The sequence below is a fragment of the Bradyrhizobium sp. McL0616 genome (genome assembly GCF_049993385.1).
In the GTDB taxonomy this organism is placed as follows: domain Bacteria; phylum Pseudomonadota; class Alphaproteobacteria; order Rhizobiales; family Xanthobacteraceae; genus Bradyrhizobium.
Genome location: NZ_CP188255.1, coordinates 1 through 25,002 on the forward strand (window position 1 = coordinate 1; position 25,002 = coordinate 25,002).

Below are 25,002 nucleotides of genomic sequence, written 5' to 3' on the forward strand. Positions count from 1 at the left end.
ATGAACACATCGGAACAGGATCGCTGGTCACGCGTGAAGAGCCGGCTGCGCTCGAACGTAGGCGAAGACGTCTATACGAGCTGGTTTGCCCGCATGGATCTCGAAGGCGTGCAGGAGGAGAGCGTGCGGCTCTCGGTCCCGACGCGTTTCCTCAAGAGCTGGATCCAGGCCCATTATGCCGAGCGCGTGCTGTCGTGCTGGCAGGCCGAGATGCCGGAAGTGCATCGCATCGATCTCACCGTGCGCTCCGCGGTGCGCCCGATCGTGCAAAAGGAAGTGCCCGCACCGGTCGAGGCGCGACGCGCGCCTGCGCCGGAGCTGCGCTCGACCGCGACCGCGCCGGTCTCGGCCAATCACGATGCGCTCGGCGGCTCGCCGCTCGATCCGCGCCTGACCTTTGCGAGCTTCGTCGTCGGCCGCTCCAACACGCTGGCGCACGCAGCGGCGCGCCAGGTCGCGGAAGGCCGCCGCGGCGATCCCGTGATGTTCAACCCGCTCTACATCCATGCCGGCGTTGGCCTCGGCAAGACGCATCTGCTTCAGGCCGTGACCTGGGCCGGCAATTCCGGCAATGAGCGCAAGGTGCTGTACCTGACCGCGGAAAAATTCATGTACGGCTTCGTCGCCGCGCTGAAGACGCAGACGGCACTCGCCTTCAAGGAAGCGCTGCGCGGCATCGACGTGCTCGTGATCGACGATTTACAGTTCTTGCAGGGCAAGTCGACGCAGGCCGAGTTCTGTCACACGCTGAACGCGCTGATCGACGCAGGCCGCCAGGTCGTGATCGCGGCCGACCGTCCGCCGTCCGATCTCGAAAGCCTCGATGACCGCGTCCGCTCGCGGCTTGCCGGCGGCCTCGTGGTCGAGATGGGTTCGCTCGGCGAAGAGCTGCGGCACGGCATCCTCAAGTCGCGCGTTGCAGCCGCTCGCACCCACCACGCGACGTTCGAGGTGCCCGAGGAGGTGCTGACCTATCTGGCCCGCGCTATCACCCACAACGGCAGGGATCTCGAAGGCGCGATCAACCGGCTGCTTGCGCACTCGAAACTCAACAACCGGCCAGTGACGCTGGAGATGGCGGAGCACGAGGTTCGCGACCTGATCCGGCCGCAGGAGCCCAAGCGGATCAAGATCGAGGACATCCAGCGCGTGGTGGCGCGGCAGTATAATGTCAGCCGCTCCGACCTCCTGTCCTCGCGCCGCACCGCCAATGTGGTGCGCCCGCGCCAGGTCGCGATGTACCTCGCCAAGACGCTGACCCTGCGCTCTCTCCCCGAGATCGGGCGCCGCTTCGGCGGGCGCGATCACACCACGGTGCTGCACGCCGTGCGCAAGATCGAGGCACTGGTCAACAAGGACACGGCGCTGTCCGAAGAGGTCGAATCGCTGAAGCGCCAGCTTCAGGAATAAGCGCCCAGGCCCCTATTCCCGCTCTCCCGCCGCCCCGGCCAGTCCAGGGCGGCGGCTTCGTTTTTGCCGGTAAATCGTGGGGAACTACCTTCCAATCCCTTGAAACGGATGGCTTTCCGCGCCACCTTGCGCGACCCTGGCTGCTTTGGTCATATCGGCTGAATGATCCGGCTTTCGGGGTCTTCGGTGCCGCGGCGGGCTTTTCGGCCGCCCGGCTTTTTTCATCTTGGGGATCGGGCGAGTAGTGCAATGAAGGTTACGGTCGAACGCGCGCAACTCCTGAAGTCGCTGGGCCATGTCCACCGCGTGGTCGAGCGCCGCAACACGATCCCGATCCTGGGCAACGTGCTGGTCCGCGCCGAAAATGCAAAGCTGTCGCTGAAGGCGACCGACCTCGACCTCGAGGTAACGGAGACGCTGCCTGCGGAAACCGCGACCGCGGGCTCCACCACGGTGCCGGCGCACATGTTCTACGACATCGTGCGCAAGCTGCCGGATGGTTCGCAGATCGTGCTGGAGGCCGACGGCGACCGCGCCGTGCTGGCGATCCGCGCCGGCCGCTCGCGCTTCACGCTGCAGACACTGCCGGAAAATGATTTCCCGGATCTCGCCGCCGGCGACATGTCGCATTCGTTCTCGCTCGCCGCCAAGGACGTCAAGCGGCTGATCGACCGCACCCAGTTCGCGATCTCCACTGAGGAGACGCGCTATTATCTCAACGGCATCTATCTGCACGCCGCCGGCACCGCCAAGGCCGCGACCCTGCGCGGCGTCGCCACCGATGGCCACCGCCTCGCCCAGCTCGATCTGGTGCAGCCCAAGGGCGCCGACGGCATGCCCGGCGTCATCGTGCCGCGGAAAACCGTCGGCGAGGTGCAGCGCCTGATCGAGGACAATGAGGCCGAGGTCACGATCGAGCTGTCGCAGGCCAAGATCCGCTTCACCATCGGCAATGTGGTGCTGACCTCGAAACTGATCGACGGCACCTTCCCCGACTACGGCCGCGTCATCCCGCAGGGCAACGACAAGGAGCTCGTGGTCGACAAGAAGGATTTTGAGAACGCTGTCGATCGCGTCTCGACCATCTCCAGCGAGCGAGGCCGTGCGGTCAAACTCTCGCTGTCGCCGGGCAAGCTGGTGCTGTCGGTGACCAACCCGGATTCCGGCAGCGCGACCGAAGAGCTTGAAGTCGAATACGCCTCCGACGCCCTCGATATCGGCTTCAACTCCCGCTACTTGCTCGACATCGCCTCCCAGATCGAAGGCGACGTCGCAACGCTCAAGCTCGCCGACCCCGGCTCGCCGACCCTGGTGCAGGACAAGGACGACAAGAGCGCGCTGTATGTGCTGATGCCGATGCGGGTGTGAGGGCTACCGGCCTCTCCACACATTGACTACATCCGTCATGGCCGGGCGTAGCCGTCCGAGGGACGGCGTCGCTTCGCTCGCCTATGTCCCGGCCATCCACGTCTTTGAGCCAAGAACGTGGATGCCCGGCACAAGGCCGGGCATGACGAAAAGCGGATTTCCATGACCCCCTCCCGCATTCATCGCCTGACGCTGACGCATTTTCGCAATTATCGGGCGGCGGGGCTCGAGACGGCGGCTGACATGGTGGCGCTGGTCGGGCCGAACGGGGCGGGCAAGACCAATTGCATCGAGGCGATCTCGTTCCTGTCGCCGGGCCGCGGCCTGCGACGCGCGACGCTGGAAGACGTGGCCGACAATCAGGGCGACGGCTCCTGGGCCGTGTCCGCGCAGGTCGAGGGCGCGCTGGGGCTTGGCACGCTCGGCACCGGCATCGACGCTCCGCGCCCCGACACCGCGGTGAGCCGGCGCTGCCGCATCGACCGCGAGCCGGTCAATTCGGCCACCGCCTTCGGCGACCACATCCGCATGGTGTGGCTGACGCCGGCGATGGACGGGCTGTTCATGGGAGGCGCCTCCGAACGGCGGCGCTTCTTCGACCGCCTGGTGCTTGCGATCGACAGCGAGCATTCCAGCCGCATCTCGGCGCTTGAACGTTCCCTGCGCTCGCGCAACCGCCTGCTCGAGACGCGCAATTACGACGACCATTGGTGTGACGCGATCGAGCGCGAGACCGCCGAGCTTGCGGTCGCGGTTGCCGCGACGCGCGGCCAGACCGCGGCGCGGCTGACCGGCATGCTCAATGCGCGCGCGCAGGCTTCCGCCTTTCCGTCGGCGCAGATCGCGCTGGATGGCTGGATGGAGAACGCGCTGCTCACCGAGACCGCCACGGCGGTCGAAGACCGCTACCGCCAGATCCTGCGCGACAACCGTCCGCGCGACGCCATTGCCGGACGCACCACCGACGGCCCACATCTCACCGACCTCCAGGTGATCTACGCACCGAAAAGCATGCCGGCGCGCGATGCCTCGACCGGCGAGCAGAAGGCGCTACTGATTGGCCTCGTGCTGGCGCATGCGACGCTCGTCGCCGAGATGACCGGCATCGTGCCGCTGCTGCTGCTCGACGAGGTCGTCGCGCATCTCGATCCCAACCGGCGAACGGCGCTGTTCGAGGAGCTGCGCAAGCTCGGCGCGCAGGTGTGGCTGACCGGCGCCGACCCGGCCGCCTTCACCGAGATCGGCGCCTGCGGCGAGGTGTTTGACGTCGAGAGCGGGCAAGTGTCGGCCCGGCGCTGACCGCCGCCATTGAACCTGCCTTATTCTCCCCGCGACTAGCTCTCTGAGGCCGCACCGACGGTGTCGCAGCCGTTTTGCAATCGCGCATGACATGACGCGTGATTTCCCTGGAGAGTGACAATGCGGACGGTAGGGCTCGGAGCAAAAACTCCGGCACGATGGCGGGCGTTTGCGTGCGGCCTCGTCTTCCTCGCATGCTGTATGCTCGCGGCAACCGCCAGCGACTGGGTGCCATATCTGTCGCCGCTGTTTTCGTCCGCGCTCGCGCCGGATCCCGATGCCAAGCTGCCCGCGCCGACCCGTTACAGCTTCAGAGGCATCCACACCACCATGATGCTCGGCATCGAAGCGCCGCTCCGCATCGAGCTCGAAGCCACCGTGCCCGCAGAGCTCCGCGACGTTCTCGCCTTCTACCGCACGGAGCTCGGAAAGCTCGGCTGGCAGGAAAAGACCGATGGCGCGGTGGTCGCCGCCGATCACGTCCAGCTCGCCTTCATCTCCCCGCTGGGGCCGGCTATGCTGGAGCTCGGCCGCAAGGACAGCAGCACCTCGGTCAATCTGGTGCAGCGGAATCAGGATGCCGCGACCAGGGCGAACGTCATGCCCGAGCCCGGCCAGGCGATGCTGGTGTTCAGCAATATCAGCGAGACGGAAGCCGTGCTCGAGATCAACGAGCGGACCATCAAGCGCGCCACCGGCGCCCACGCGGTCGCGCTGGATCTGCCGCCCGGCCGGTATTCCTACCAATTGAGCGTGCCCGGCCATCCAGCTACCACGAACATCCTTAACTTCACCGCTGGCGATACCTGGGAGCTCACGGTCGGGCGCGACGGAGACGCCTGGTCGCCGCTCCAGCTGTATTGAACCTGCCCGGTTCCCGCCGCGACTAGCTGTCTAGGGCCGCGCCGACGGTGTCGCAGCCCGCAAACGCGCGCGGGAAAACCCGCGCGAAATCCAGGAGTTTTGCCGATGTCGACGATCGAGCGCGGGACGCAGGTCCCGGCACACTGGCGGCTGCTTGTGTGCGGTCTCTTCCTGCTGACGAGTTGCCCGATCACGGCACAGGCTGACGAGGGCATCGTGGACGTGCACACGCTGCCAAAGCTGCAAGGCGCGATCGAGGATAATTCGCGCGCAGATCCCAACCGGATGCAGTATGGCGTGCCGACCGTGGTCGCGGCGACCGCCGCTGCCGCGAAGAAGATGCTCAGCGCCGACGGCTGGGTGCCCTATGTCCGCCCGCTCGACGAGACCAACACCACTCTCGCCTTCAAGAAGGGACGGCAGGGACTTTCCGTCTCGTTCACGCAGGGCCTCGGCCGGCCCGATCAATCCGTGGTCTATTACAGCCCGGACCGCATCTATTCGAATGTGCCATTTCCTGAGGGCGCGATCGATCTCGTGTTCGACGAGACCCGCCCCTATCTCGGCTGCATCGCGCCGGCCGCTTTCGATGCGACGGTGAATTTCTACACCAGGGAAATGGCCGCGATCGGCTGGCGCAAGCTGACGCCCGAGACAGCCGCAATCTGGCCGAACGCGGACCTGACCGCGACCGTGCCGAACGGCATCCGCGCCTTCTACGACCATCCCGATGGCGACTCGACGCAGTTCTACAAGCAGAAGCCGGTGATGCTGACGCTGACCCGCCGTGACGACGGGCGGACCAATGTCGAGATCAGGATCGCGCCCTTCGCGCTGCCGACCGATCTTCAGTCAGAGGAGATGTCCGGCCTGCCGGCGCCGAAACCGTACAAATCAGCCTCGGGCAAGAGCAACGCCCGCGCCGCCACGCACGAGGTCACGGTCGCCGCCCTTGCCGATCTGCCCGCCGTGCTCGCGTTCTATCATCGCGAGTTCGCGGCGCGTGGCTGGACGGAAGAGGGAAATGCAGCGCTTGCCCCCGGCGATGAAGCCGCGGTCAAATTCTCCTCGCCCGAGGAAACCGGCGTGCTGCATCTCGGCCGCAAATACGATTTCACGATGGTTACCTTGACCGCGCAGGTGAAGGAGGCCGTGCTTGCCGCCCGCGCCAGGGCCAAGAAGGACGCCGACGACAAGTTCATGCAGGACGCCGAGGCGATGGCGAAACAGGTCATCGCCGCCGACGAAGCCCGGCGCAAGTCACAAGCCGCCACCTTGTCCGATTCGCCGTTGCAGGCGCAGGCCGGCAGCAACACGCCGCTGCCGCTGCCGGAGAATGCGCAGGAGGTGAATTTCGACAGCGACGACGGCCGGCTCGAATTCAACTCCACCTCCAGCGTCAAGGCGATTGCTGCCTTCTACCGCGCGTCGCTGAAGCAGGCGGGCTGGAAGGAGCAGCCCTCGGTCATCAACCAGCCGAACATGGCCGTGCTGGAGTTCGCCAAGGGCAGCAAGACGATCTCGATGACCGTGATGCAGATGGGGCCGAAGGTGAATGTCAGCGCCGACGGATCGGGTCTGGTGATGGCTGCCGCCAAGCCTGCGTCCAGCGGCAAGCCTTCGAGCAACGGCAAGCCTTCGAGTAGCGATCAGGCCGGCGCTTCGGCCACATCGGCCGGGCCGCTGGAGGCGGATGCGGAGTCCGCCCTGCCGGTGCCGAAGCAGCACAGCTCGACCTCGCTTGGCACAGCAAAGCTGCCTGGCATCGAAGCCCCGTTCCGCCGCGAGCTCGACGCCAGCGTGCCGGCCGAGCTCAGCGACGTGCTCGCCTTCTACCGCACGGAGCTGACCAGGCTTGGCTGGCAGGAAAAGCCGGACGGCGCGGCGATATCAGCCGACCGCGTCCAGCTCGCCTTCGCCTCGCCGCAGGGGCCGGCCACGCTGAAGCTCGGCCGCGCCAATGGCGAGACATCCGTCAGCCTTGTGCAGAAGAACCCGGACGCCGCGACCAAGGCGGACATCATGCCGAAGCCAGGTCAGGCCAAGCTGATGCTCGGCAATATGAGCACCACGGACGCACAGCTGACGATCAACAAGCAGACCATCAAGGTTGCGGCCGGCGCGGGCGGTCCGCAATCGCCAAAGGGCCCCACGCTTGATCTGCCGCCGGGCAAGTACCAGTACTCGCTGAAGATGCCAGGCCGTCCTGCTCGCAACGACACCATCGAGATCGCTGCGGGCGATGCCTGGGGCCTCATGGTGGGGCCGACCGGCGAGGTGCTGCCGATCCAGATGTACTGAGCCGATGAGCCGTTCCGGGGCGCCTGCGGCGCCTCGGAACACTCTCTGCGCCCCCGCAAAATTCACGCCTTTGCGGCATCGAAACAAGCGCTCGAATCGCGCTTTTTCCGGTGCCAGAAATCGGCCTTCAAACGCCTTGAAAACCGGCCGAAAAACCCTATCTACTCAAAGGGTTGCCGGAAGATACTTTGCGCTAGGCGCAATCTGTCTTTCATGGCACAAATAGCCTGCAAATCAGCGCCTTTTGCGCGGCTGATTCGGGCGACATCTCGAAGGCCTCTCATGACAGAACCTGCTCGGCAGACGCCTGCCGAAAACGAGCCCTCAAATCCAAGCGATTACGGGGCGGAATCGATCCGTGTGCTCAAGGGTCTCGACGCCGTCCGCAAGCGCCCGGGCATGTATATCGGCGACACCGACGACGGGTCGGGCCTGCATCACATGGTCTACGAGGTCGTCGACAACGCTATCGACGAAGCGCTCGCGGGTCATGCCACGCGGGTCGATGTCGTGCTCAACGCCGACAATTCCGTCACCGTGCGCGACGACGGCCGCGGCATTCCCGTCGACATCCACAAGGGCGAAGGCATCTCGGCTGCCGAGGTCATCATGACCCAGCTCCATGCCGGCGGCAAATTCGACCAGAATTCCTACAAGGTCTCCGGCGGCCTGCACGGCGTCGGCGTCTCCGTCGTCAACGCGCTGTCGAGCAAGCTCACGCTTCGCATCTGGCGTGACAACAAGGAGCACTCCATCGAATTCGCCCATGGCGATGCCGTCGCTCCGCTGAAGGTCGTCGGCGACGCGCCGGGCAGGCGCGGCACCGAGGTGACGTTCCAGGCCTCGAGCGACACGTTCAAGAACATCGAGTATGATTTCGCCACCCTCGAGCACCGCCTGCGCGAGCTCGCGTTCCTCAACTCCGGCGTTAACATCGCCCTCTCCGACATGCGTCACGCGGTCGAGAAGCGCGAGGAGATGCACTATTCCGGCGGCGTCGAGGAGTTCGTCAAATATCTCGACCGCAACAAGAAGGCGCTCGTGCCGGCGCCGATCATGGTGCGCGCGGAGCTGAACGGAATCGGTGTCGAGGCCGCGTTGTGGTGGAACGACAGCTACCACGAGAACGTGCTGTGCTTCACCAACAACATCCCGCAGCGTGACGGCGGCACGCATCTGGCCGGCTTCCGCGGCGCGCTGACGCGCCAGGTCAACGGTTATGCCGAGGCCAACGCGAAGAAGGAAAAGATCGCGCTGACCGGCGACGATTGCCGCGAAGGCCTCACCGCCGTGCTGTCGGTGAAGGTGCCCGATCCAAAATTCTCGTCGCAGACCAAGGACAAGCTGGTGTCCTCGGAAGTGCGCCCCGTGGTCGAGAACGTCTTGAACGAGGCGCTCCAGGCCTGGTTCGAGGAGCACCCCTCTGAAGCCAAGATGATCGTCGGCAAGGTGATCCAGGCGGCCGCCGCGCGCGAAGCTGCGCGAAAGGCACGCGAGCTGACGCGCAAGAGCCCGCTCTCGGTCTCCTCGCTGCCCGGCAAGCTCGCCGACTGCCAGGAAAAGGACCCGGCGAAATCCGAGCTGTTCATCGTCGAGGGTGACTCGGCAGGCGGCAGCGCCAAGCAGGGCCGCAACCGCGAATTCCAGGCGGTGCTGCCGCTGCGCGGCAAGATCCTCAACGTCGAACGCGTCCGCCCCGACAAGATGCTGGGAAGCGAGCAGATCGGCACGCTGATCACCGCGCTCGGCACCGGCATCAGCGACGAGTTCTCGATCGAGAAGCTGCGCTATCACAAGATCATCGTGATGACGGACGCCGACGTCGACGGCGCTCACATCCGTACGCTGCTGCTGACGTTCTTCTACCGGCAGATGCGCGAGATCATCGACGGCGGCTATCTCTATATCGCCCAGCCGCCGCTGTATAAGGTCAGCCGCGGCAAGTCCGAGCAGTACCTGAAGGACGAGCGCGCGCTGGAAGATTATCTGATCGACACCGGGCTCGACGACTGCGTCTACATTCCCGGCAACGGCGGCGATCGCACCGGCCGCGATCTGCGTTCGCTGGTCGACGACGCTCGAACCGTCCGCAGCATCCTGCGCAATCTGCACAGCCGCTATAACCGCAAGGTGATCGAGCAGGCCGCCATCACCGGGGTGCTGAACAAGGCGATCTACGGCGATCCCGAGAAAGCTGCTGCCGCCGCGCAATACATCGCGGGACGGCTGGACAGCCAAGCCGAGGAGGTCGAGCGCGGCTGGGTCGGCCAGTATGTGGAAGGCCAGGGCTTCCAGTTCGAGCGTACAGTGCGCGGCGTCAAGGAAGCAGCCGTCATCGACGATGCTTTCCTGGGGTCGGTCGAGGCGCGCCGGCTCGACGAGTACACGACCAAGCTCCAGGACGTTTATGCCCGCCCCGGCAAGCTGCGGCGCAAGGACGTCGAGCACATGGTCTACGGCCCGGTCGACCTGTTCGATGCGGTCACCGACGCCGGCCGCAAGGGCATCACGCTGCAGCGCTACAAAGGGCTGGGCGAGATGAACCCGGAGCAGCTCTGGGAAACGACGCTGGATATCAATGTGCGCTCGCTGCTGCAGGTGAAGGTCAAGGAGGTCGACGAGGCCGACGACATCTTCACCAAGCTGATGGGCGACGTGGTCGAACCGCGCCGCGACTTCATCCAGGAGCACTCGCTGAGCGCGACGATCGATATCTAGGGTTCGGTCGGACAGGCGGAGCTCAGCGCCCCGCCTGCCGGCAACGGCAAATTGAATTCGCCCGCAATTCCCTATAGTTTCCGCCTCCGAAGCAGCCCGCCCCAACCGCAACAGGACGGAGAGATCTCAGTGGCGCCCATCCAATATCTCGTCGAGGGCGGTCACCGGCTCTCGGGCTCGATCGAGCCGTCCGGCAACAAGAATTCGGCGCTGCCGATCATCGCAGCCGCCCTGCTCACCGAGCACCCGGTAACGCTCCAGAACGTGCCGCGCATCCGCGACACCGAGACGCTGGTCGAGCTGATCCGCTCGGTCGGCGCGTCGGCCGAATGGAGCGCCCGCAATACGCTCGTCATTCACGCCAAGAGCATCCGCGCCGCCGATCTCGACCCCGACCTCTGCGTCCGCATCCGCGCCTCGATCCTGCTCGCAGGCCCTCTGCTCGCCCGCTGCGGCGAGGTGATGCTGCCACCGCCCGGCGGCGACGTGATCGGCCGGCGGCGGCTCGACACGCACATGCTGGCGCTGGAACAGTTGGGCGCCAAGGTCACCGCCACCGACCGGCTCGAATTCCGCGCCTCAAAGCTCACCGGCGCCGACGTGTTCCTGGACGAGCCGAGCGTCACCGCGACCGAGAACGCGCTGGTCGCGGCGGTCGCCGCCGACGGCGTCACCTATTTGCGCAACGCGGCCTCCGAGCCGCATGTGCAGGACCTCGCCAATTTTCTGGTCGCACTCGGCGCCAGGATCGAAGGCATCGGCACCAACACCATGATCGTCCATGGCCCGGCGACGCTGGGCGGGGCGACCTACTCGATCCAGCCCGACCATATCGAGGTCGGCTCGCTGATCGGGCTTGCGGCCGTGACGCGCTCGCCGCTCCGCATCGTGCGTGCCGGCGTCGAGCATCTGCGCTCGATCCGCATGGGTTTCGAGCGACTCGGCATCGTCTGCCGCGTCGAGGGCGATGATCTGATCGTGCCCTCGAACCAGACGCTGAAGATCCAGGATGATTTCGGCGGCCACGTGCCGAAGCTCGAGGACCAGCCCTGGCCGGCCTTCCCGGCCGATCTGATGTCGATCGCGATCGTCACCGCCACGCAATGCGAGGGCGTCATCCTGATGTTCGAGAAGATGTTCGAATCGCGGATGTTCTTCGTCGACAAGCTGATCGCGATGGGCGCGCGTATCGTGCTCTGCGATCCTCATCGCGCCATCATCGCAGGCCCGAGCCGCTTGCGCGGCGCATCGATGATCTCGCCCGACATCCGCGCCGGCATGGCGATGCTGCTCGCGGCGGTGTGCGCCGAGGGCACCTCGACCATCAACAACGCCGACCAGATCGAGCGCGGCTACGAGCGCATCGACGAACGGCTGAACGCGCTGGGCGCGAAGATCCGGCGCGTGCCCGAGCGGAAGGGCTGACGCGCTTTCTTCCCTTCTCCCCTTGTGGGAGAAGGTGGCATAGGCGGCCTGCGGCCGCCGTCCTTAGAAACGCCGATGCTTTGCATCGGCTATGGCGCCGGATGAGGGGTTCTCTCCGCGCGCCCAAACTCGAAGACGAACTCGCGGAGAGAACCCCTCACCCGTCTCGCCGCTCCGCGGCGAGCCACCCTCTCCCACAACAAGGGGAGAGGGTAAGAAAGCCGGGCCATGCTCGACACCGTGCGACCTCATCCGCAGCCGCCAAACCATCTCGCCGATGAATTCGTCGAGACGTTGCGGCTGGCCGTGCCGATGATGCTGACGCAGCTCGGGCAGATGGCGATGATGACCACCGATCTCGCGCTGATCGGCCGGCTCGGTGAAGACGCGGTCGCAGCCGCGGCACTTGCGCACACCGTCTATTTCGTCAGCTTCACCTTCGGGCTCGGTCTCGTCGTCGCGGTGTCGCCGCTGGCCGCGCAGGCGTTTGGCGCCGGCGACGTCAGGCGCATGCGCAGCTCCCTGCGCGTCGGCCTGTGGGTCGCACTGCTGATCTCGCTGCCGATGATGGCCTCGCCGCTCTATGGCGAGCAAATTTTACTGGCGCTCGGGCAGGCGCCGCATTCGGCCCAGCTCGCCCAGCATTATCTCAACGGGCTGGCCTGGGGCATCGCGCCGGCGCTCGGCTTCGTCGCGCTGCGCGGCCTGATGAGCGCGATGAACCGGCCGCAGGCGCCGCTGTGGATCACGCTCGCGGCGATCCCCGCCAATGGCGCGCTGGTCTACGTTCTGATGTACGGCCTGTTCGGGATGCCGGAGCTCGGTCTGCTCGGCGCGGGCCTGGCGACCACGCTGGTCAATTTCGGCACTTTCGTTGCCGCGCTCGCCATCATCGCATGGCGAAAGCCGTTTTCCGGATATCGCCCGCTCGCTTATCTCTGGCGGATCGACTGGCCGCTGCTGCGCGAACTTGTTGCGCTCGGCGCGCCGATCTCGTTTGCGATGCTGATGGAATACGGCCTGTTCTCCTCGGCGGCACTCTTGATGGGGCTGATCTCGACCACCGCCCTTGCTGCGCACCAGATCGCGCTCCAGGTCACCGCCGTGCTGTTCATGGTCCCGCTCGGCATCGGCATGGCGGCGACGGTGCGGGTCGGCCACGCCGTCGGCCGCAACGAGCCCGCTTCCGTGCGGCGCGCCGGCCTCGTCGCGGGCGTGCTCGGGATTGCGTTCGTCTCGGCCCTGACCATCGCCATTGTTCTCGGCCGCTACGCGCTGGGGCGGCTGTTCTTCGGCAGCGGCGAGGCCAGCGCGGCCACAGTCGAGCTGACCGCGACCCTTCTCCTCGTTGGCGCGACCTTCTTCATCGCCGACGGCCTCCAGACCATCATCGGCGGGGCGCTGCGCGGCCTCAATGACACCAGGATGACACTGGTGTTCGCCGCCATCGGCTATTGGTGCGTCGCCTTTCCGATCGCCTGGATGCTTGCGTTCCACGCCCATCTCGGCGCGGTCGGCGTCTGGATCGGGCTGTCGATCGGTTCGTTCGTCTATGCCGGCCTCTTGATCTTGCGCTTTGGGATGTTGACGCGCAAGATCGCGGGATGACAGGACCAGTTCGCGAAATCAGCCCCAATGTTGATGCCGGCGCGGTGCTATCAGGCGCGCAGTTCATTGATGCCTTTCGTGTAGAGGTCGGCGCGACGCAATTGAGCGCCCGCGAGGCCTGCACCCGAATGGTGGTGCACGGGCCACGCTGGATCGATGCGCTGACGCGCTTGCGTAACATCCTGGTGAAACCCCTCGGACTGAAGACGTCGGGCGAAGGTGCTCCGGCCCCGTACGGGATGATCGGCTTGTTTCCAGTGCTGAGCGAAACACCGGACCGGCTGATCGCCGGATTTGACGACCACCATCTCGATTTCCGCGTCGTGGTCGAGGTCGCCGGCGATGCGGCTGACCGGCGGGTGACATTGACCACGTTGGTGCGGACCAACAATCTGCTTGGGCGGGCCTATCTCACACTGATCGTACCGTTCCACAAGCTCGTGGCCCGCAGCATGATGGGAGACATCGCGGAGCCGGCGCGATGACGCTGTCGGTCGACCTCTTCTTTTCCTTTCGCAGCCCCTACTCCTATCTGGCGCTGCCGAGGACACTGAAGCTGGTCGAAGAATACGATCTCGCGGTGAATCTGCGGCCGGTCTATCCCATCGCGGTCCGCGTGCCCGGCTTCTTCAAGAAGGCCAGTCCGCAATTCGCGCGCTACATCGTGCTCGACAGCCGCCGCGTCGCCGAGCACGCGGGCATTCCGTTCCGCTTTCCGCGGCCGGATCCGATCGTGCAGGACATGACGACGCTCGATGTCGCAGCCGAGCAGCCCTACATCCACCGCCTGACCCGCTTGGGCGCCATGGCACAGCTCGAAGGCCGCTCGCTCGCATTCACTTATGCGATCGCGCGCGTGATGTGGGACGGATCGGTGGCGGGCTGGGACCAGGGCGATCACCTGGCGCGCGCCGCCGAGAAGGCCGGCTTCGATCTCGCTGCGATGGATGCCGGGATCAGCGCAGACGCCGACCGCTACGAGCAGGTGATCACGGAGAACGAGAAAGACCACGCGGCGGCCGGCCATTGGGGCGTGCCGACTTTTGTGTTCGAGAACGAGCCGTTCTTCGGCCAGGACCGCATCGATCTCCTGGTCTGGCGCATGCAGGGCAAGGGACTGACGAAGCGCTAGGCCGCGCGCTTACGAGTTCGCGGAGCGGTAGTCATCGAAGAATGAGTTCGATGCCATCAGTTGCTTCGCTGCCGCCGGGGCAATGACACCGGATTATTCCTACAAGCCAGTCAAATACGGTAGGCCCTTCGTGTCTCAACGCCTCGGCCAGATAGTTTTCGACTGAAGGTATGTTGGACGGGTGACAGCGCTTCAGCCTTTTTTGCAACTGGCGAATAGTCTCGTCATATCCGAGATTTTGCTTCGAGATTTCGTGGTTGTCCCAGCAAAAAACGAAGCCTTCAGCCGGGGTCCCGAAACCGCCCCTTAGAATGTCGTTGAATGCGTCGAGATTTCTACCCCACTCGGCACCTGGAATAATACGAAGGCAAACTTGGTCGTAAAACTCCTCCAGCGTCGAAAACTCCGCCCCATCAATGCGCAGCTCTTGCTTCGAGACGATCATGGCGCAGCGCTAATCCTTTAGCTCAATCAACCGGCGATGAGACGCCGATGCTCACGAATACGAGCCCACGACTCACTCCGCGATCTTCACCGGCCTATCGGACGTAGCCTCCGACCATTCACCGGCGACGCGATCGAGGTCGCAGAGATTCTGGTGCATCTGCTCCAGCGAGAAGCCGAGCGCGAAGAAGCGCTCCGCGGTGTCGCCGGGATGGCCACGGATCAGGCCGTCCTGGCGGACAGCCGCGACCGCCTCGGCGTAATGCTGAAGTGCGACGTGAACGGGATGGATCGGCGGCGCGCCGGCACCCTCGCGGATGGCTTCGGCCGCCGACTTCAGGAAGCGCACGATTGCCGCGCTCACCTCTGCAAGGGGTGCCGCGAGCCTGACTTGCACTTCGGCCGGTAGCGGCACTACCGTGGCGCGGCCAATCATCACGACGTCGTGGCGCAGCCGCAAGATCGTGCGCAAGAGCGGGCCCGTATCAGGCCCACCCGATAACCGCGCGGAGCGCTCGCGTTCGGCTTCGGCACCGATTGCATTCATGCCCACCATTGCGGTGCCAATGCCGTCCTGAATCCGATGCAATGCATCGTTGTCGCGGCCGCGCGTGAGACCCGCGAGCAATTCGGTGAAGGCGTCCGCGATCAGTTCGAGCAGTTTTGCCGCGCTGGCGCGGATCTGCTGGACCGCGCGCGACGGCAGCACCAGGAAGGAGACCAGCAATCCCGTGATGGCGCCGACCGAGACCTCGCTGACGCGGTCGATCGCCGAGGCCATGGGATCGGCATGATGCATGCTCGGAAGCACCAGCACGATCACGGCCGTCACCGTTGCAGAGCTCAGGTTCGGATAGATGGCTGCGACAAAGGCGAGCGGCGCCACGGCCAGCACCAGCAAGCCCAGAAGCCCCAGTTCGCCGGAATAGGGGATCAGGATTGCGATAGCGCCACCATAGATCGCGCCGCCGATCGTGCCGATCATGTAGTCGCGTGTCGCCTTCAGCGAGCGGCCGACGCTCATCTGGGTCACGATGATGGAGGTGAGGACGGCCCAGAGCGGCAACAAAAGGTGCAGAGCGGTGGCAAGTGCATAGGCCGCGGTGGCCGCTACCGTGACCCGGACCGCCAGCCCCAATTGCGTCTTTCGCGACCAGACCCGGTCGAACAGCTGTCTTGCGAGTGCCATCGTCAATCGTCCCGGTCCAATCTTCGTCAACCGACCCAAAGCATAGCTGATGCCCGCGGCCCCAAGGCCGCTTGAAAGGCCAAATCAGCCCGCCTAACTTGCCGGCCAAAACGAGGAAACACGATGGCCCACGAAACCGCAACGCTCGCCGCCTATGTCGCCAACCTGAAATTCGCCGATATTCCGGCGGAGGTGCTGGATCGCGCCAAGGTGCTGACGCTGGATTTCCTCGGCAGCGCCATCCGCGCCCGCAGCGAGGCGGAATCGACCCCCTCGCTGCTGAAGATGCTCGAGGCGCTGGCGCTCGACACCAGGGGCGAGTCTACCGTGTTCGGCGACAGCAAGACCTGGACGCCGGCGGTGGCGGCCCTCCTCAATGGTGCACTCGGCCACTCCCTCGACTTCGACGATACCCATGCGGATTCCTCGCTGCATCCGAGCGCGCCGGTGGTTCCGGCCGCGTTTGCCGTCGGCGAGATGGTCGGCGCCTCCGGGCGCGACGTGCTGACCGCGATCGTCGCGGGCTATGAGGTCTGCTGCCGGCTCGGCAACGCGCTCGACCCGACCTCGCATTATGCGCGCGGCTTCCATCCCACTGCCACCGCCGGCACCTACGGCGCGGCGGCGGCGGCGGGCAAGCTGTTCGGCCTCTCCGAGACGCAGATCATCTCAGCTTTCGGCGTCGCCGGCAGCCAGGCCGCGGGCTCGCTGCAATTCCTGATGAACGGCGCCTGGAACAAGCGTTACCAGGTTGGCGCTGCCGCGATGAACGGCGTGATTGCGGCGACCTTGGCGCGCAACGATTTCGTCGGCGCGACGGAATCAATCGAAGGCAAGCATGGCTTGCTCGCCGGCTACACCGATGACGCGCATCCCGACAAGGCGGTGGCCGGACTCGGCAACAGCTATGAGACGATGAAGATCGGCGTCAAACCATATCCGAGCTGCCGCTACACCCATGCAGCGATCGACGCGCTCATCGCGATGCGGCGCGAGCACAATCTCACGCCCGACCAGGTCAAGCGCGTCGAGATCGGGCTGCATCGCAACGGCATCACGCTGACCGGCGATGCCGCGACCAAGCGGCATCCCACCTCGATCGTCGGCGGCCAGTTCTCGATGTTCTTCACCGGCGCGCTCGCGCTCGACCAGGGCTCATTTGGCTGGGACGATTACAGCCGTCTCGGCGATGCGGCGATCGACGCGCTCGCCGACAAGTTCGACGTGGTGCAGGACGACCGCCTCGAAGTCGGCCGCACCCACCCGTTCGGCGCGCGCGTCAGCATCACCACCGACGACGGCGTGCACGAACGGCTTTACGCCGATCCTTCCGGAGAGCCGGCCTCGTTCCCGGATGCGCAGGCGATGCAGCAGAAGTTCCTGACGCTGGCACGGCCCGTGCTGAATGCGCGGGCCGACAAATTCGCTGATGCGATCATGACGCTGGAGCGGTTCGATCGCGTGGCCAAGGCGACGGAACTGGGGCGGCAGTAGGCACCTAGTTCGCCCCCGCCAGCTTCCCCTTCTCGCGCGTTGTCGCCACGACATCACGCACCAGATCGAACACGCCATCGGCTTCCGGCGGCGCGTTCGGCGAGCGGCCGAGGCGTACGATCACGAGGCGCTCCGAGGGAATGATGATCGCATATTGCCCGATCGTGCCCTTGGCGAAGAAGGCATCGCGCGGCCAACCGTGTTCGATGCGAAACTTCGCGCCAAAGCTGCCGGCCTGGTTGGTCCAGAAGCCGGCACCGATCCCGACCCAGGCATTCGGCGTAGCCGTCGCGGAATAGTTCACCCAACCTTCGGGCAGGATCCGCTTGCCGCCGGCGATTCCGTCATTGAGATAAAGCTGGCCGAAGCGCGCCCAGTCACGCGCGGAGGCCAGCATTTCGCCGGAGCCCTCGATCGTGCCGGCGCCGTCGGGCTGCAGCGTGACGTGGTTCATACCGAGCGGTGCAAACAACTCGCGGCGCGCGAAGCGCAGCGCATCTTCGGGCTCGCCGCCAGCGGCGTTCTTGATCAATTGCGAGAGAATGACGAAATTGCCGTCGTGATAATTCCAGACCGTGCCGGGCGCGGTTGCAAGCGGTACGCTTTCGGCGAAGGTCGCCATGTCGTCCTCGACGTATTTCATGGCATTGACCGGCTCGATCACCGAACCGAGCGAAGCCTGCAACGAGCTTCCGAGCGCAATGCCTGCGGTGTGACGCAGCAACTGATCGACGGTGATGGCATGGTGCGGATCATCGGGATTTTGCCAGGCCGCAACCGGCGCGGGCCCGTCGAGCTTCAACTTGCCCTGGCGCACGAGGATGCCTGTCAGCGCTGAAATCACCGACTTCGTCATGGAGAAACCGAGCAGCTGCGTCTCCGGCCCGACACCGTCGGCGTAGCGCTCGGCGATGATGCGGCCGGCCTTCATGACGACGATCGCGCGGGTGCGGCGATAAGGCGGCTGCTCGGGCTCGGCGAAGGCGCGGTCGAGCGCGGCTGCCAGGCCCTCGCTTTGCGGCGGCACGATCCCCGGGCCGGCGATCTCGGGGAGCAGCGCGGGCTGCTTGTCGTCAGGCGGCAAAGCGACGTCGGCGATCCCTTGGCCGTGCTCAAGCGTGCAGCCGAGCCCCTCGCGATAGACGGCATGGCTGCGGCCGATGCCGAACAGCGAGACCGTGACATCCTTACGAGCGCGATCGATCTGCAAATTCATCGCCCAGGTCAGGAGGCCGGTACCCGGCATCGCGTCGGTGGTCTCGGCGAGGTTGCGCTGGGGATCGAGGCCCGAGACGAACGTCTCCGAGCAGAGCATGTGGGCGATGAAGCCGGTGGCAACCTTGGGCACGTCACGCGCCCGCGCCGCACCGAATGCGAGGCCGGCGCAAGCGATGGTAGTGGTGAGGAGGACGATCTTACGGCGACGGGTCACGGGCTTTCTCCGGGCTTGGGCGTGTGCCGGAGAACAAGCGGGATGCGGGCAATGCGCGCTCGCCGGATTTGAAAACTGACCTTATCGAAACTGATCGGGACTAGCCGATTCCAGAATTCCTATGTGATTTCAATGGCCTAAAAATCTAGGCTGCATCGGCCTTGAGCCGCCGGTACTCCGTCGGCGTCACACCAGTCACCGCCTTGAAGGCGCGGTTGAACGGGCCGAGCGACTGGAAGCCCGCGTCCATCGCGATGGTGATGACGGGGACTTCGGCCTGAGTGGGATCGGCGAGTGCGGCCTTGGCCTCCTCGATCCGGTGGTTGTTCAGGAACACATTGAAGTTGCGATAGCCGAGCCGCTGGTTGATCAGCCGGCGCAGCCGGTATTCGGGGATCTTCAGCCGGCCCGCCAGCACGCCGATGGTGATGTTCTCGTGGCGATAGACTCGCTCGTCCGTCATCAGGCGCATCAGGGCGTCGATGAATTTTTGATCGGCGGCGTCATCGGCCGCAGGCTGACTGAAAGCAACCGGCGGTGCGGGCTCCGCGGCGGCCGGAAACAGATCCGCCCCGTCAACGCGCATCATGGCATAGACGATCGCCGCGACGGTGCAGGCGAGCACGCCGGCATTGATGGTTTCGGCGACATCGCCGACGTGGAGGCCGGCGACGGCGATCTGGAGCACCGCGTTCAGCCCGCCATAGAGCGCGACTACGCAGACGATGAAGACGCGAACGCGGCGGCGGCGCTCGACCAGGTCGGTCGGCCAGGAGGCGATCATCTGCCCGACCGCAAGCGCGATGAACCCGAGCACGATCAGATTGACCACCGTCACCGAGAACCGCACATGGCCGCTGGGTGCAATCCAGACGCAGCCTGCGAAGCTTAAGGCCATCACCAGCACCCAGACCGATCCGTGCCACCAGCGGAGGCGAAACTCGTCGTCGAACAGGGAGCGTGTGAACAGCCAGAACACCACGATGTCGCCGGTCGACAACGCGATCAGCGGTGCATGCCAGAGCGGGATCCGTGACGTGACATCCAATGAATAGCTCGCCGCATGCACGGCCGAGCCCAGTGCGAAGGCGGCGCCGAGGCGGGCTGCGAGCACATTGCGAAAGTCCGACAGCAGTGACGCCGCCAGCATCAGCAACAGCGCGACGGACGCGGCACGAAATGCGAGTTCGAGATTGGTCAGCAGCATCCAGTCGGTCCGATCGTCCGTGTCGCGAATTTACGCCAGATCAGACATCGATTCAATTTTGTCGCTTCCACGAAGCCCGCGTCGTGATCCAGGCGTCGGCAGGCTTGCCGAACAGCTCGATCTCGCGATCCCTCCGGGCACCCAGGCTACGAGCGACGGCCTGCGATGGTGCATTCGTGCTCTCGATACAATGCATGATCTCGTCGACCTCAAAACTGTCGAACGCCCAATCAATCGATGCGCGGGCTGCTTCCACCGCATAGCCCTTGCCGCGAAACTCTTTTGCGATGCCCCAGCCGACCTCGAAGCCGGGCCAGCCCGGCGGACACCACGGGCCGACCCGCCCGACATAATGTCCGCTCGACTTTTCCTCGACCACGAACATGCCGAAGCCATAAAGCGCCCAGTGCCCAGAGATCACGGCAGCGTTACGCCAGCCCGCGATTTCGGTGGTGACCGGCTTGCCGTCCGCTGCAATGAAACGCGCGGTGCCGGGGTCGCTCAACATGACGGAATTGGGCGCGATGTCGCGTGCGCACCACGGGCGCAAAATCAGGCGTTCCGTCTCGATTTTGGGGCCCGTGACCTCAAGCAGCCTGGCGCCAGGCTTGAGTGGCGGAATCATCTGTCATCTCCCGTTCCCAAATTTGTTCTGCTACGATCATACCAGCAAGAAACAGGAGTCCACCATGAGCTGGCAACCGTCCAACGATCCCGTGCTCGGCGATCCCATGTCCTGCGACGCGCTCGATCTCGTCATCGTGCCGCGCACGCGCGATCTCGGCGATGGATTTGCGGTGCGGCGCGCGCTGCCGCATGGCAAGCGGCAGATGGTCGGGCCCTTCATCTTCTTCGATCATTTCGGGCCGGTGCAGTTCGTCTCCGGCAAGGGCATGGACGTGCGGCCGCATCCGCATATCGGGCTCGCCACTGTCACCTATCTCTTTGACGGCGCGATCATGCATCGCGACAGCGAGGGCAACATCCAGGAGATCCAGCCCGGCGCGATGAATTTGATGACCGCGGGGCGCGGCATCGCGCATTCCGAGCGCACGCCGGATGTGCAGCGCGCATCGGGGCAGAAGATGCTGGGCCTGCAAAGCTGGATCGCGCTTCCGGCCGGATCGGAAGAGATCGCGCCGTCGTTCCAGCACTACGGCGCCGGCGACCTGCCGATGATTTCCGAGCGGGACTTCACCGCGAAGGTGATTGCGGGCTCAGCCTTCGGCATCACCTCGCCGGTCTCGATGGTGTCGCCCTGGTTCTACACCGAGGTCACGGCCGGGGCGGGCGCGACCGTGCCACTCGACCCCGATCACGAGGAGCGCGCGATTTATGTCGTCGACGGCGAGGTCGAGATCGCGGGCGAGCACTACGAGGGGCCACGGCTGCTGATCTTCCGCCCCGGCGACCGCATCACCGTGAAGGCGCTCAAAGCCACGCGGATGATGTTTCTCGGTGGCGATGCCTTGGAAGGCCCTCGCCACATCTGGTGGAATTTCGTCTCCTCCAGCAAGGAGCGGATCGAGCAGGCCAAGCAGGACTGGAAAACCGGTCGCTTCGCGGCGGTTCCGCAGGAACATGAGTTCATTCCGCTGCCGGAATAGGCTAATCCGGTGTCCGGTCGCGCTGTCCGGTGCGGCTGGACGTTTTGCTCGAAAGCTTTGCCGATGACCACCATGCTCTCCAGCGACCTGCCGCTGCCCAAGATCGGGCGCGGCAAGGTGCGCGATATCTACGCCGTCGACGACGACCGCCTGCTGCTTCTCACCACCGATCGCATCAGCGCCTTCGACGTCGTGATGGGCGAGACCATCCCGATGAAGGGCGCGGTGCTGACGCAAGTGAGCGCGTTCTGGTTCCGGGAGCTCGGAGGCGTGGTGCCGCATCACATGATCAGCGCCGACGCCGACGAGATCATCGCGGCCGTGCCGGCACTTAAAGCTCATCGCGCCGAGATTCTCGGCCGCGCCATGCTGTCCCGCCGCACCACCGTGTTTCCGATCGAATGCGTGATCCGCGGCTATCTCTCCGGTTCGGCCTGGAAGGAATATGCTGGCTCCGGCACGCTCGCCGGCGAGAAGCTGAAGGCCGGCCTGGTCGAGAGCGAAAAACTCGAACCCGCGATCTTCAGCCCGGCGACCAAGGCCGAGACCGGCCATGACGAGAACATCACGATCGCACGGATGCGCGAAGTCGTCGGCGACGAGACAGCCTACACGCTCGAGAGCATGACGCGCGCGGTCTACACGCTCGGCGAGGAGCTTGCCCGCAAGCAGGGCATCATCATCGCGGACACCAAGTTCGAGTTTGGCCGCGACAGAGACGGCCGCATCATCCTGATCGACGAGGTTATGACGCCGGACTCCTCTCGCTTCTGGGCGGTGGATGCCTACAATCCCGGCCAGCCGCAGGCGAGTTTCGACAAACAGCCCTTGCGCGACTATCTCGACGTCGAACGCCACGCTGGCCGCTGGAACGGCGACGCCCCGCCGCCGCCGCTGCCGGCAAGCGTGGTGGAGGCGACCAGCAAAAGGTATCTGGAAGCGTATCGGCGGGTGACGGGGACGGAGCTGAAGATCTAGCCTAACTGTCGCACCTGCTCCGTCATTGCGAGCGTAGCGAAGCAATCCAGACTGCCGCCACGGAAAGACTCTGGATTGCTTCGCTACGCTCGCAATGACGCGGAGGGACTGCTGCACCCCTCTGGCACTGTCGACCTGGCTCCATCCCATCCGTCCTATGATTGCCCATTCACACGCCATGACCCGCATCCTCACCGGATGCGCGAAACTGTCGGCTATCTCATAGTTGCAAGAATCCTGTTGCACTAGGCTCGCAGTCGTCTACCTCTCGGGCGGGAATTCTCATGAGCGAGTGTCAGGGCGTGACAGATCCAGCAATTGGCTTCGATCCGGTCACCCGGATCAGTCCGTCCGTCAAGCGTGCGCTGAATGATATCCTGGGCGGAACTGCCGCGAGCGTCCTCACCGTTACGTTCGGGCTCTCCTATGCGCTGCTGATTTTCGCCGGCCCGCTCTCGCCCTATCTGTCCTACGGCATCACGGCGACCTTCGTCAGCTCGGCGGTGCTCGCGGCCGTGGTCGGACTCGGCAGCTCCCTGCCCTTCGCCATTGCCGCCCCTGACAGTTCGACCGCCGCCGTCACCGGAATCCTGGCGGCCTCGCTGGTCGAGCGGGTTGAAGCGGCCAATCTGTCGGCACCGCTGCTCTCGCCGGTCCTGATCACGCTCGGCCTGTCGACCGCGCTGACCGGGATCGTGCTGTGCGGGCTCGGCCTGACGCGGATGGGCCGCGCCATCCGCTACGTGCCGTATCCCGTGGTCGGCGGCTTCCTCGGCGCCACCGGACTGCTGATCGTCATGGGCGCGATCCGCGTCATCACCAATCATCCGGTGCAACTCGGAACGTTGTTGAGCTTCACCAATAGCGTCACGCTGTCGGAGCTCTGTGCGGCCTGTGCGATGGCAGTCGTGCTGTACCTGACCTGGCATCGCTCGCGAAACCCGTTCGGGCTGCCGATCATCCTGGTCGGCGGCGTGCTGACGGCGCATCTGGCGTTCTGGGTCGCGGGTGTCTCGCTCGAAGAGGCGCGAGCCATGGGCTGGACGTTTCAGCCGCCGCCGCAGGCAACGTTCATGATGCCCTGGCACACCGACGATCTCGCGCGCTATCCCTGGTTTGCCGTACCGGACCTGCTCGGCAATCTCGTCGCCGTCATCTTCGTCACGGCGTCCAGCACGCTGTTCAACACCACCGGCATCGAGGTCGCCGTGCACCGCGAAGCCAATCTGGAGCGCGAGCTGAACGTGACGGGCACGGCCAATATCCTGGCCGGCGTGCTCGGCGGCTACCCCGGTTGCAGCTCGATCAGCCGCTCGGTGCTCAATTTCAGCAGCGGCGGCCGCGGGCGCTTGTCCGGCCTCACCGTTTCGGCGCTGTCGCTCCTGATGCTCGCGGTCGCTCCCGAGCTGCTCGGCTTCATCCCGAAATTCGTGCTCGGCGGCCTGCTGCTCTATCTCGGCGCCGACCAGCTGCACAAATGGATCATCGAATCGCGCAAGCGGCTTTCAAAACTCGAATACCTCTCCCTGATCGCCATCATCGTCATCATCGTGGCCTGGGGCTTCGTGCCGGGCATCCTGATCGGCGTGGTCATCGGCTGCGCCACCTTCGCGTTCAGCGCGGCACGGGTGGAATCGATCAAGTACAGTTTTGACGGCTCCGAATATCGCTCCTCGCTCGACCGCTCGCGCGACGACCAGGAGGTGCTGCTGGCCCATGGCGGCAAGATCCAGGGCCTCAACCTGCAGAGCTATCTGTTCTTCGGCTCCGCCAACCGGCTCTATCAGCATGTCAAGCAGCTGCTGCACGAACGTCCGGAGTGCCGCTATTTGCTGTTCGATTTCAAACTCGTCACCGGCGTCGATTCCTCCGCCGCCTACAGCTTCGCGCAGATCAAGCGCAGCGCGGGCGATCTCGGCGTCGAGCTGATCCTGGTGCACCTGTCGGTGGCGGCCGAGAAGGTGCTGCGCTCCAGCGATTTCATCCGCGACGGCGTCACCATCATTCCCGAGCTCGATCGCGCGCTGGAATGGTGCGAGAATGAGCTGATCTCGCAGCATCAGGGATTGGCGCAGGAAGAAGCCAGCTTGCGCGACTGGTTCACCGGGATTCTCGACAGCGAGGACGACGCCGACGAGCTGATCCGCCGCTGCCAGCGCCTCGAGGTCGAAGCCGGTGACGTGATCGTGCAGGCCGGCGGTCCCGCCGATTCCATGCACTTCATCCTCGACGGCCGCGTCGGCATCATGGTCCCCGCCGACGACGACCGCACCACGCGCGTGCGCAGCCTGGGGCGCTACACCACGATCGGCGAGATGGGCCTGGTGTCACGGACCCCGCGCAGCGCCACGATCCAGGCCGAGGTCGACAGCGTGCTCTACGTGCTGAACACGCACCAGTTCGACGCCATCAGGACCGAGGACCCCGCACTCAGCCAGAAGCTGCTGACCTACTTCGTGTCGGTCATGGCCGAGCGGCTGACGTTTGCGAACCGAACGATCGCAGTGCTTAGGCGGTGATCAATAC

Annotated in this window: 19 protein-coding genes; 14 read left to right on the forward strand and 5 right to left on the reverse strand. The window is 65.1% G+C overall.

The genetic code is table 11. The features are described from left to right. From dnaA to ACPPVR_RS00050, 10 genes are all read left to right on the forward strand, one after another. On the forward strand, positions 1-1,410 hold the full coding sequence (gene dnaA / locus ACPPVR_RS00005) for a chromosomal replication initiator protein DnaA (protein ID WP_426612273.1): 1,410 nt from the start codon (positions 1-3) through the stop codon (positions 1,408-1,410). Positions 1,411-1,659: 249 nt separating this feature from the next. After that, positions 1,660-2,778, forward strand: coding sequence for a DNA polymerase III subunit beta (dnaN, locus tag ACPPVR_RS00010; RefSeq protein WP_426612274.1), 1,119 nt, complete (start codon positions 1,660-1,662; stop codon positions 2,776-2,778). Between the two features lie 162 nt (positions 2,779-2,940). Next, a complete protein-coding gene (recF, locus tag ACPPVR_RS00015; RefSeq protein WP_426612275.1) occupies positions 2,941-4,077 on the forward strand; it encodes a DNA replication/repair protein RecF in 1,137 nt (378 codons plus the stop codon). Between the two features lie 120 nt (positions 4,078-4,197). Further along, positions 4,198-4,941 (forward strand): hypothetical protein, encoded by a 744-nt coding sequence (locus ACPPVR_RS00020; protein WP_426612276.1) that lies wholly within the window; start codon positions 4,198-4,200, stop codon positions 4,939-4,941. A 105-nt stretch (positions 4,942-5,046) separates the two neighbouring features. Continuing rightward, positions 5,047-7,242, forward strand: a complete 2,196-nt coding sequence (locus ACPPVR_RS00025) for a hypothetical protein (RefSeq protein ID WP_426612277.1) — start codon at positions 5,047-5,049, stop codon at positions 7,240-7,242. A gap of 282 nt (positions 7,243-7,524) precedes the next feature. Then, positions 7,525-9,960, forward strand: coding sequence for a DNA topoisomerase (ATP-hydrolyzing) subunit B (gene gyrB, locus ACPPVR_RS00030; RefSeq protein ID WP_426612278.1), 2,436 nt, complete (start codon positions 7,525-7,527; stop codon positions 9,958-9,960). A 129-nt stretch (positions 9,961-10,089) separates the two neighbouring features. Beyond that, positions 10,090-11,385, forward strand: a complete 1,296-nt coding sequence (gene murA / locus ACPPVR_RS00035; protein ID WP_426612279.1) for a UDP-N-acetylglucosamine 1-carboxyvinyltransferase — start codon at positions 10,090-10,092, stop codon at positions 11,383-11,385. 228 nt (positions 11,386-11,613) lie between these two features. Then, complete coding sequence (locus ACPPVR_RS00040) at positions 11,614-12,993, forward strand: MATE family efflux transporter (RefSeq protein WP_426612280.1); 1,380 nt, start codon at positions 11,614-11,616, stop codon at positions 12,991-12,993. Continuing rightward, on the forward strand, positions 12,990-13,478 hold the full coding sequence (locus ACPPVR_RS00045) for a DUF2867 domain-containing protein (protein ID WP_426612281.1): 489 nt from the start codon (positions 12,990-12,992) through the stop codon (positions 13,476-13,478). Before ACPPVR_RS00040 ends, ACPPVR_RS00045 begins: the two co-directional genes overlap by 4 nt. After that, positions 13,475-14,125, forward strand: coding sequence for a 2-hydroxychromene-2-carboxylate isomerase (locus ACPPVR_RS00050; RefSeq protein WP_426612282.1), 651 nt, complete (start codon positions 13,475-13,477; stop codon positions 14,123-14,125). Before ACPPVR_RS00045 ends, ACPPVR_RS00050 begins: the two co-directional genes overlap by 4 nt. A 31-nt stretch (positions 14,126-14,156) precedes the next feature. On the opposite strand, the gene ACPPVR_RS00055 is transcribed toward ACPPVR_RS00050, so the two are convergent. Then, the gene (locus ACPPVR_RS00055) at positions 14,157-14,570 is read right to left on the reverse strand and encodes a barstar family protein (protein WP_426612283.1); all 414 of its coding nucleotides are present in this window, start codon (positions 14,568-14,570) and stop codon (positions 14,157-14,159) included. 72 nt (positions 14,571-14,642) lie between these two features. Then, on the reverse strand, positions 14,643-15,758 hold the full coding sequence (locus ACPPVR_RS00060) for an FUSC family protein (protein ID WP_426612284.1): 1,116 nt from the start codon (positions 15,756-15,758) through the stop codon (positions 14,643-14,645). 123 nt (positions 15,759-15,881) lie between these two features. On the opposite strand from ACPPVR_RS00060, the gene ACPPVR_RS00065 reads away from it, so the two are divergent. Next, complete coding sequence (locus tag ACPPVR_RS00065) at positions 15,882-17,252, forward strand: MmgE/PrpD family protein (RefSeq protein ID WP_426612285.1); 1,371 nt, start codon at positions 15,882-15,884, stop codon at positions 17,250-17,252. 4 nt (positions 17,253-17,256) lie between these two features. Here ACPPVR_RS00065 and ACPPVR_RS00070 read toward each other — a convergent pair whose 3' ends face one another. The 3 genes from ACPPVR_RS00070 to ACPPVR_RS00080 all read right to left on the reverse strand — a co-directional run bounded on the left by ACPPVR_RS00070 (position 17,257) and on the right by ACPPVR_RS00080 (position 20,516). Next, positions 17,257-18,684 carry a serine hydrolase domain-containing protein gene (locus tag ACPPVR_RS00070; RefSeq protein WP_426612286.1) on the reverse strand — a complete coding sequence of 476 codons (1,428 nt, stop codon included), beginning with the start codon at positions 18,682-18,684 and terminating at the stop codon, positions 17,257-17,259. Positions 18,685-18,829: 145 nt separating this feature from the next. Continuing rightward, a complete protein-coding gene (locus ACPPVR_RS00075; RefSeq protein WP_426612287.1) occupies positions 18,830-19,891 on the reverse strand; it encodes a helix-turn-helix domain-containing protein in 1,062 nt (353 codons plus the stop codon). 52 nt (positions 19,892-19,943) lie between these two features. Next, complete coding sequence (locus tag ACPPVR_RS00080; RefSeq protein WP_426612288.1) at positions 19,944-20,516, reverse strand: GNAT family N-acetyltransferase; 573 nt, start codon at positions 20,514-20,516, stop codon at positions 19,944-19,946. Positions 20,517-20,580: 64 nt separating this feature from the next. On the opposite strand from ACPPVR_RS00080, the gene ACPPVR_RS00085 reads away from it, so the two are divergent. The 3 genes from ACPPVR_RS00085 to ACPPVR_RS00095 all read left to right on the forward strand — a co-directional run bounded on the left by ACPPVR_RS00085 (position 20,581) and on the right by ACPPVR_RS00095 (position 24,995). Beyond that, a complete protein-coding gene (locus ACPPVR_RS00085; protein WP_426612289.1) occupies positions 20,581-21,498 on the forward strand; it encodes a pirin family protein in 918 nt (305 codons plus the stop codon). 63 nt (positions 21,499-21,561) lie between these two features. Continuing rightward, the gene (locus ACPPVR_RS00090; RefSeq protein WP_426612290.1) at positions 21,562-22,476 is read left to right on the forward strand and encodes a phosphoribosylaminoimidazolesuccinocarboxamide synthase; all 915 of its coding nucleotides are present in this window, start codon (positions 21,562-21,564) and stop codon (positions 22,474-22,476) included. A 302-nt stretch (positions 22,477-22,778) separates the two neighbouring features. Further along, positions 22,779-24,995: an SLC26A/SulP transporter family protein gene (locus ACPPVR_RS00095; protein WP_426612291.1), complete on the forward strand. Its 2,217-nt coding sequence runs from the start codon at positions 22,779-22,781 to the stop codon at positions 24,993-24,995. Positions 24,996-25,002: the final 7 nt, after the last annotated feature.

Coding starts and splice junctions, on each gene's coding strand:
- ACPPVR_RS00075 (WP_426612287.1), bottom strand. CDS start 19,891: ATGCTGCTGACCAATCTCGAACTCGCATTTCGTGCCGCGTCCGTCGCG.
- gyrB (WP_426612278.1), top strand. CDS start 7,525: ATGACAGAACCTGCTCGGCAGACGCCTGCCGAAAACGAGCCCTCAAAT.
- ACPPVR_RS00040 (WP_426612280.1), top strand. CDS start 11,614: ATGCTCGACACCGTGCGACCTCATCCGCAGCCGCCAAACCATCTCGCC.
- ACPPVR_RS00020 (WP_426612276.1), top strand. CDS start 4,198: ATGCGGACGGTAGGGCTCGGAGCAAAAACTCCGGCACGATGGCGGGCG.
- ACPPVR_RS00090 (WP_426612290.1), top strand. CDS start 21,562: ATGACCACCATGCTCTCCAGCGACCTGCCGCTGCCCAAGATCGGGCGC.
- dnaN (WP_426612274.1), top strand. CDS start 1,660: ATGAAGGTTACGGTCGAACGCGCGCAACTCCTGAAGTCGCTGGGCCAT.
- dnaA (WP_426612273.1), top strand. CDS start 1: ATGAACACATCGGAACAGGATCGCTGGTCACGCGTGAAGAGCCGGCTG.
- ACPPVR_RS00055 (WP_426612283.1), bottom strand. CDS start 14,570: ATGATCGTCTCGAAGCAAGAGCTGCGCATTGATGGGGCGGAGTTTTCG.
- ACPPVR_RS00065 (WP_426612285.1), top strand. CDS start 15,882: ATGGCCCACGAAACCGCAACGCTCGCCGCCTATGTCGCCAACCTGAAA.
- ACPPVR_RS00060 (WP_426612284.1), bottom strand. CDS start 15,758: ATGGCACTCGCAAGACAGCTGTTCGACCGGGTCTGGTCGCGAAAGACG.
- ACPPVR_RS00025 (WP_426612277.1), top strand. CDS start 5,047: ATGTCGACGATCGAGCGCGGGACGCAGGTCCCGGCACACTGGCGGCTG.
- recF (WP_426612275.1), top strand. CDS start 2,941: ATGACCCCCTCCCGCATTCATCGCCTGACGCTGACGCATTTTCGCAAT.
- ACPPVR_RS00050 (WP_426612282.1), top strand. CDS start 13,475: ATGACGCTGTCGGTCGACCTCTTCTTTTCCTTTCGCAGCCCCTACTCC.
- ACPPVR_RS00085 (WP_426612289.1), top strand. CDS start 20,581: ATGAGCTGGCAACCGTCCAACGATCCCGTGCTCGGCGATCCCATGTCC.
- ACPPVR_RS00045 (WP_426612281.1), top strand. CDS start 12,990: ATGACAGGACCAGTTCGCGAAATCAGCCCCAATGTTGATGCCGGCGCG.
- ACPPVR_RS00080 (WP_426612288.1), bottom strand. CDS start 20,516: ATGATTCCGCCACTCAAGCCTGGCGCCAGGCTGCTTGAGGTCACGGGC.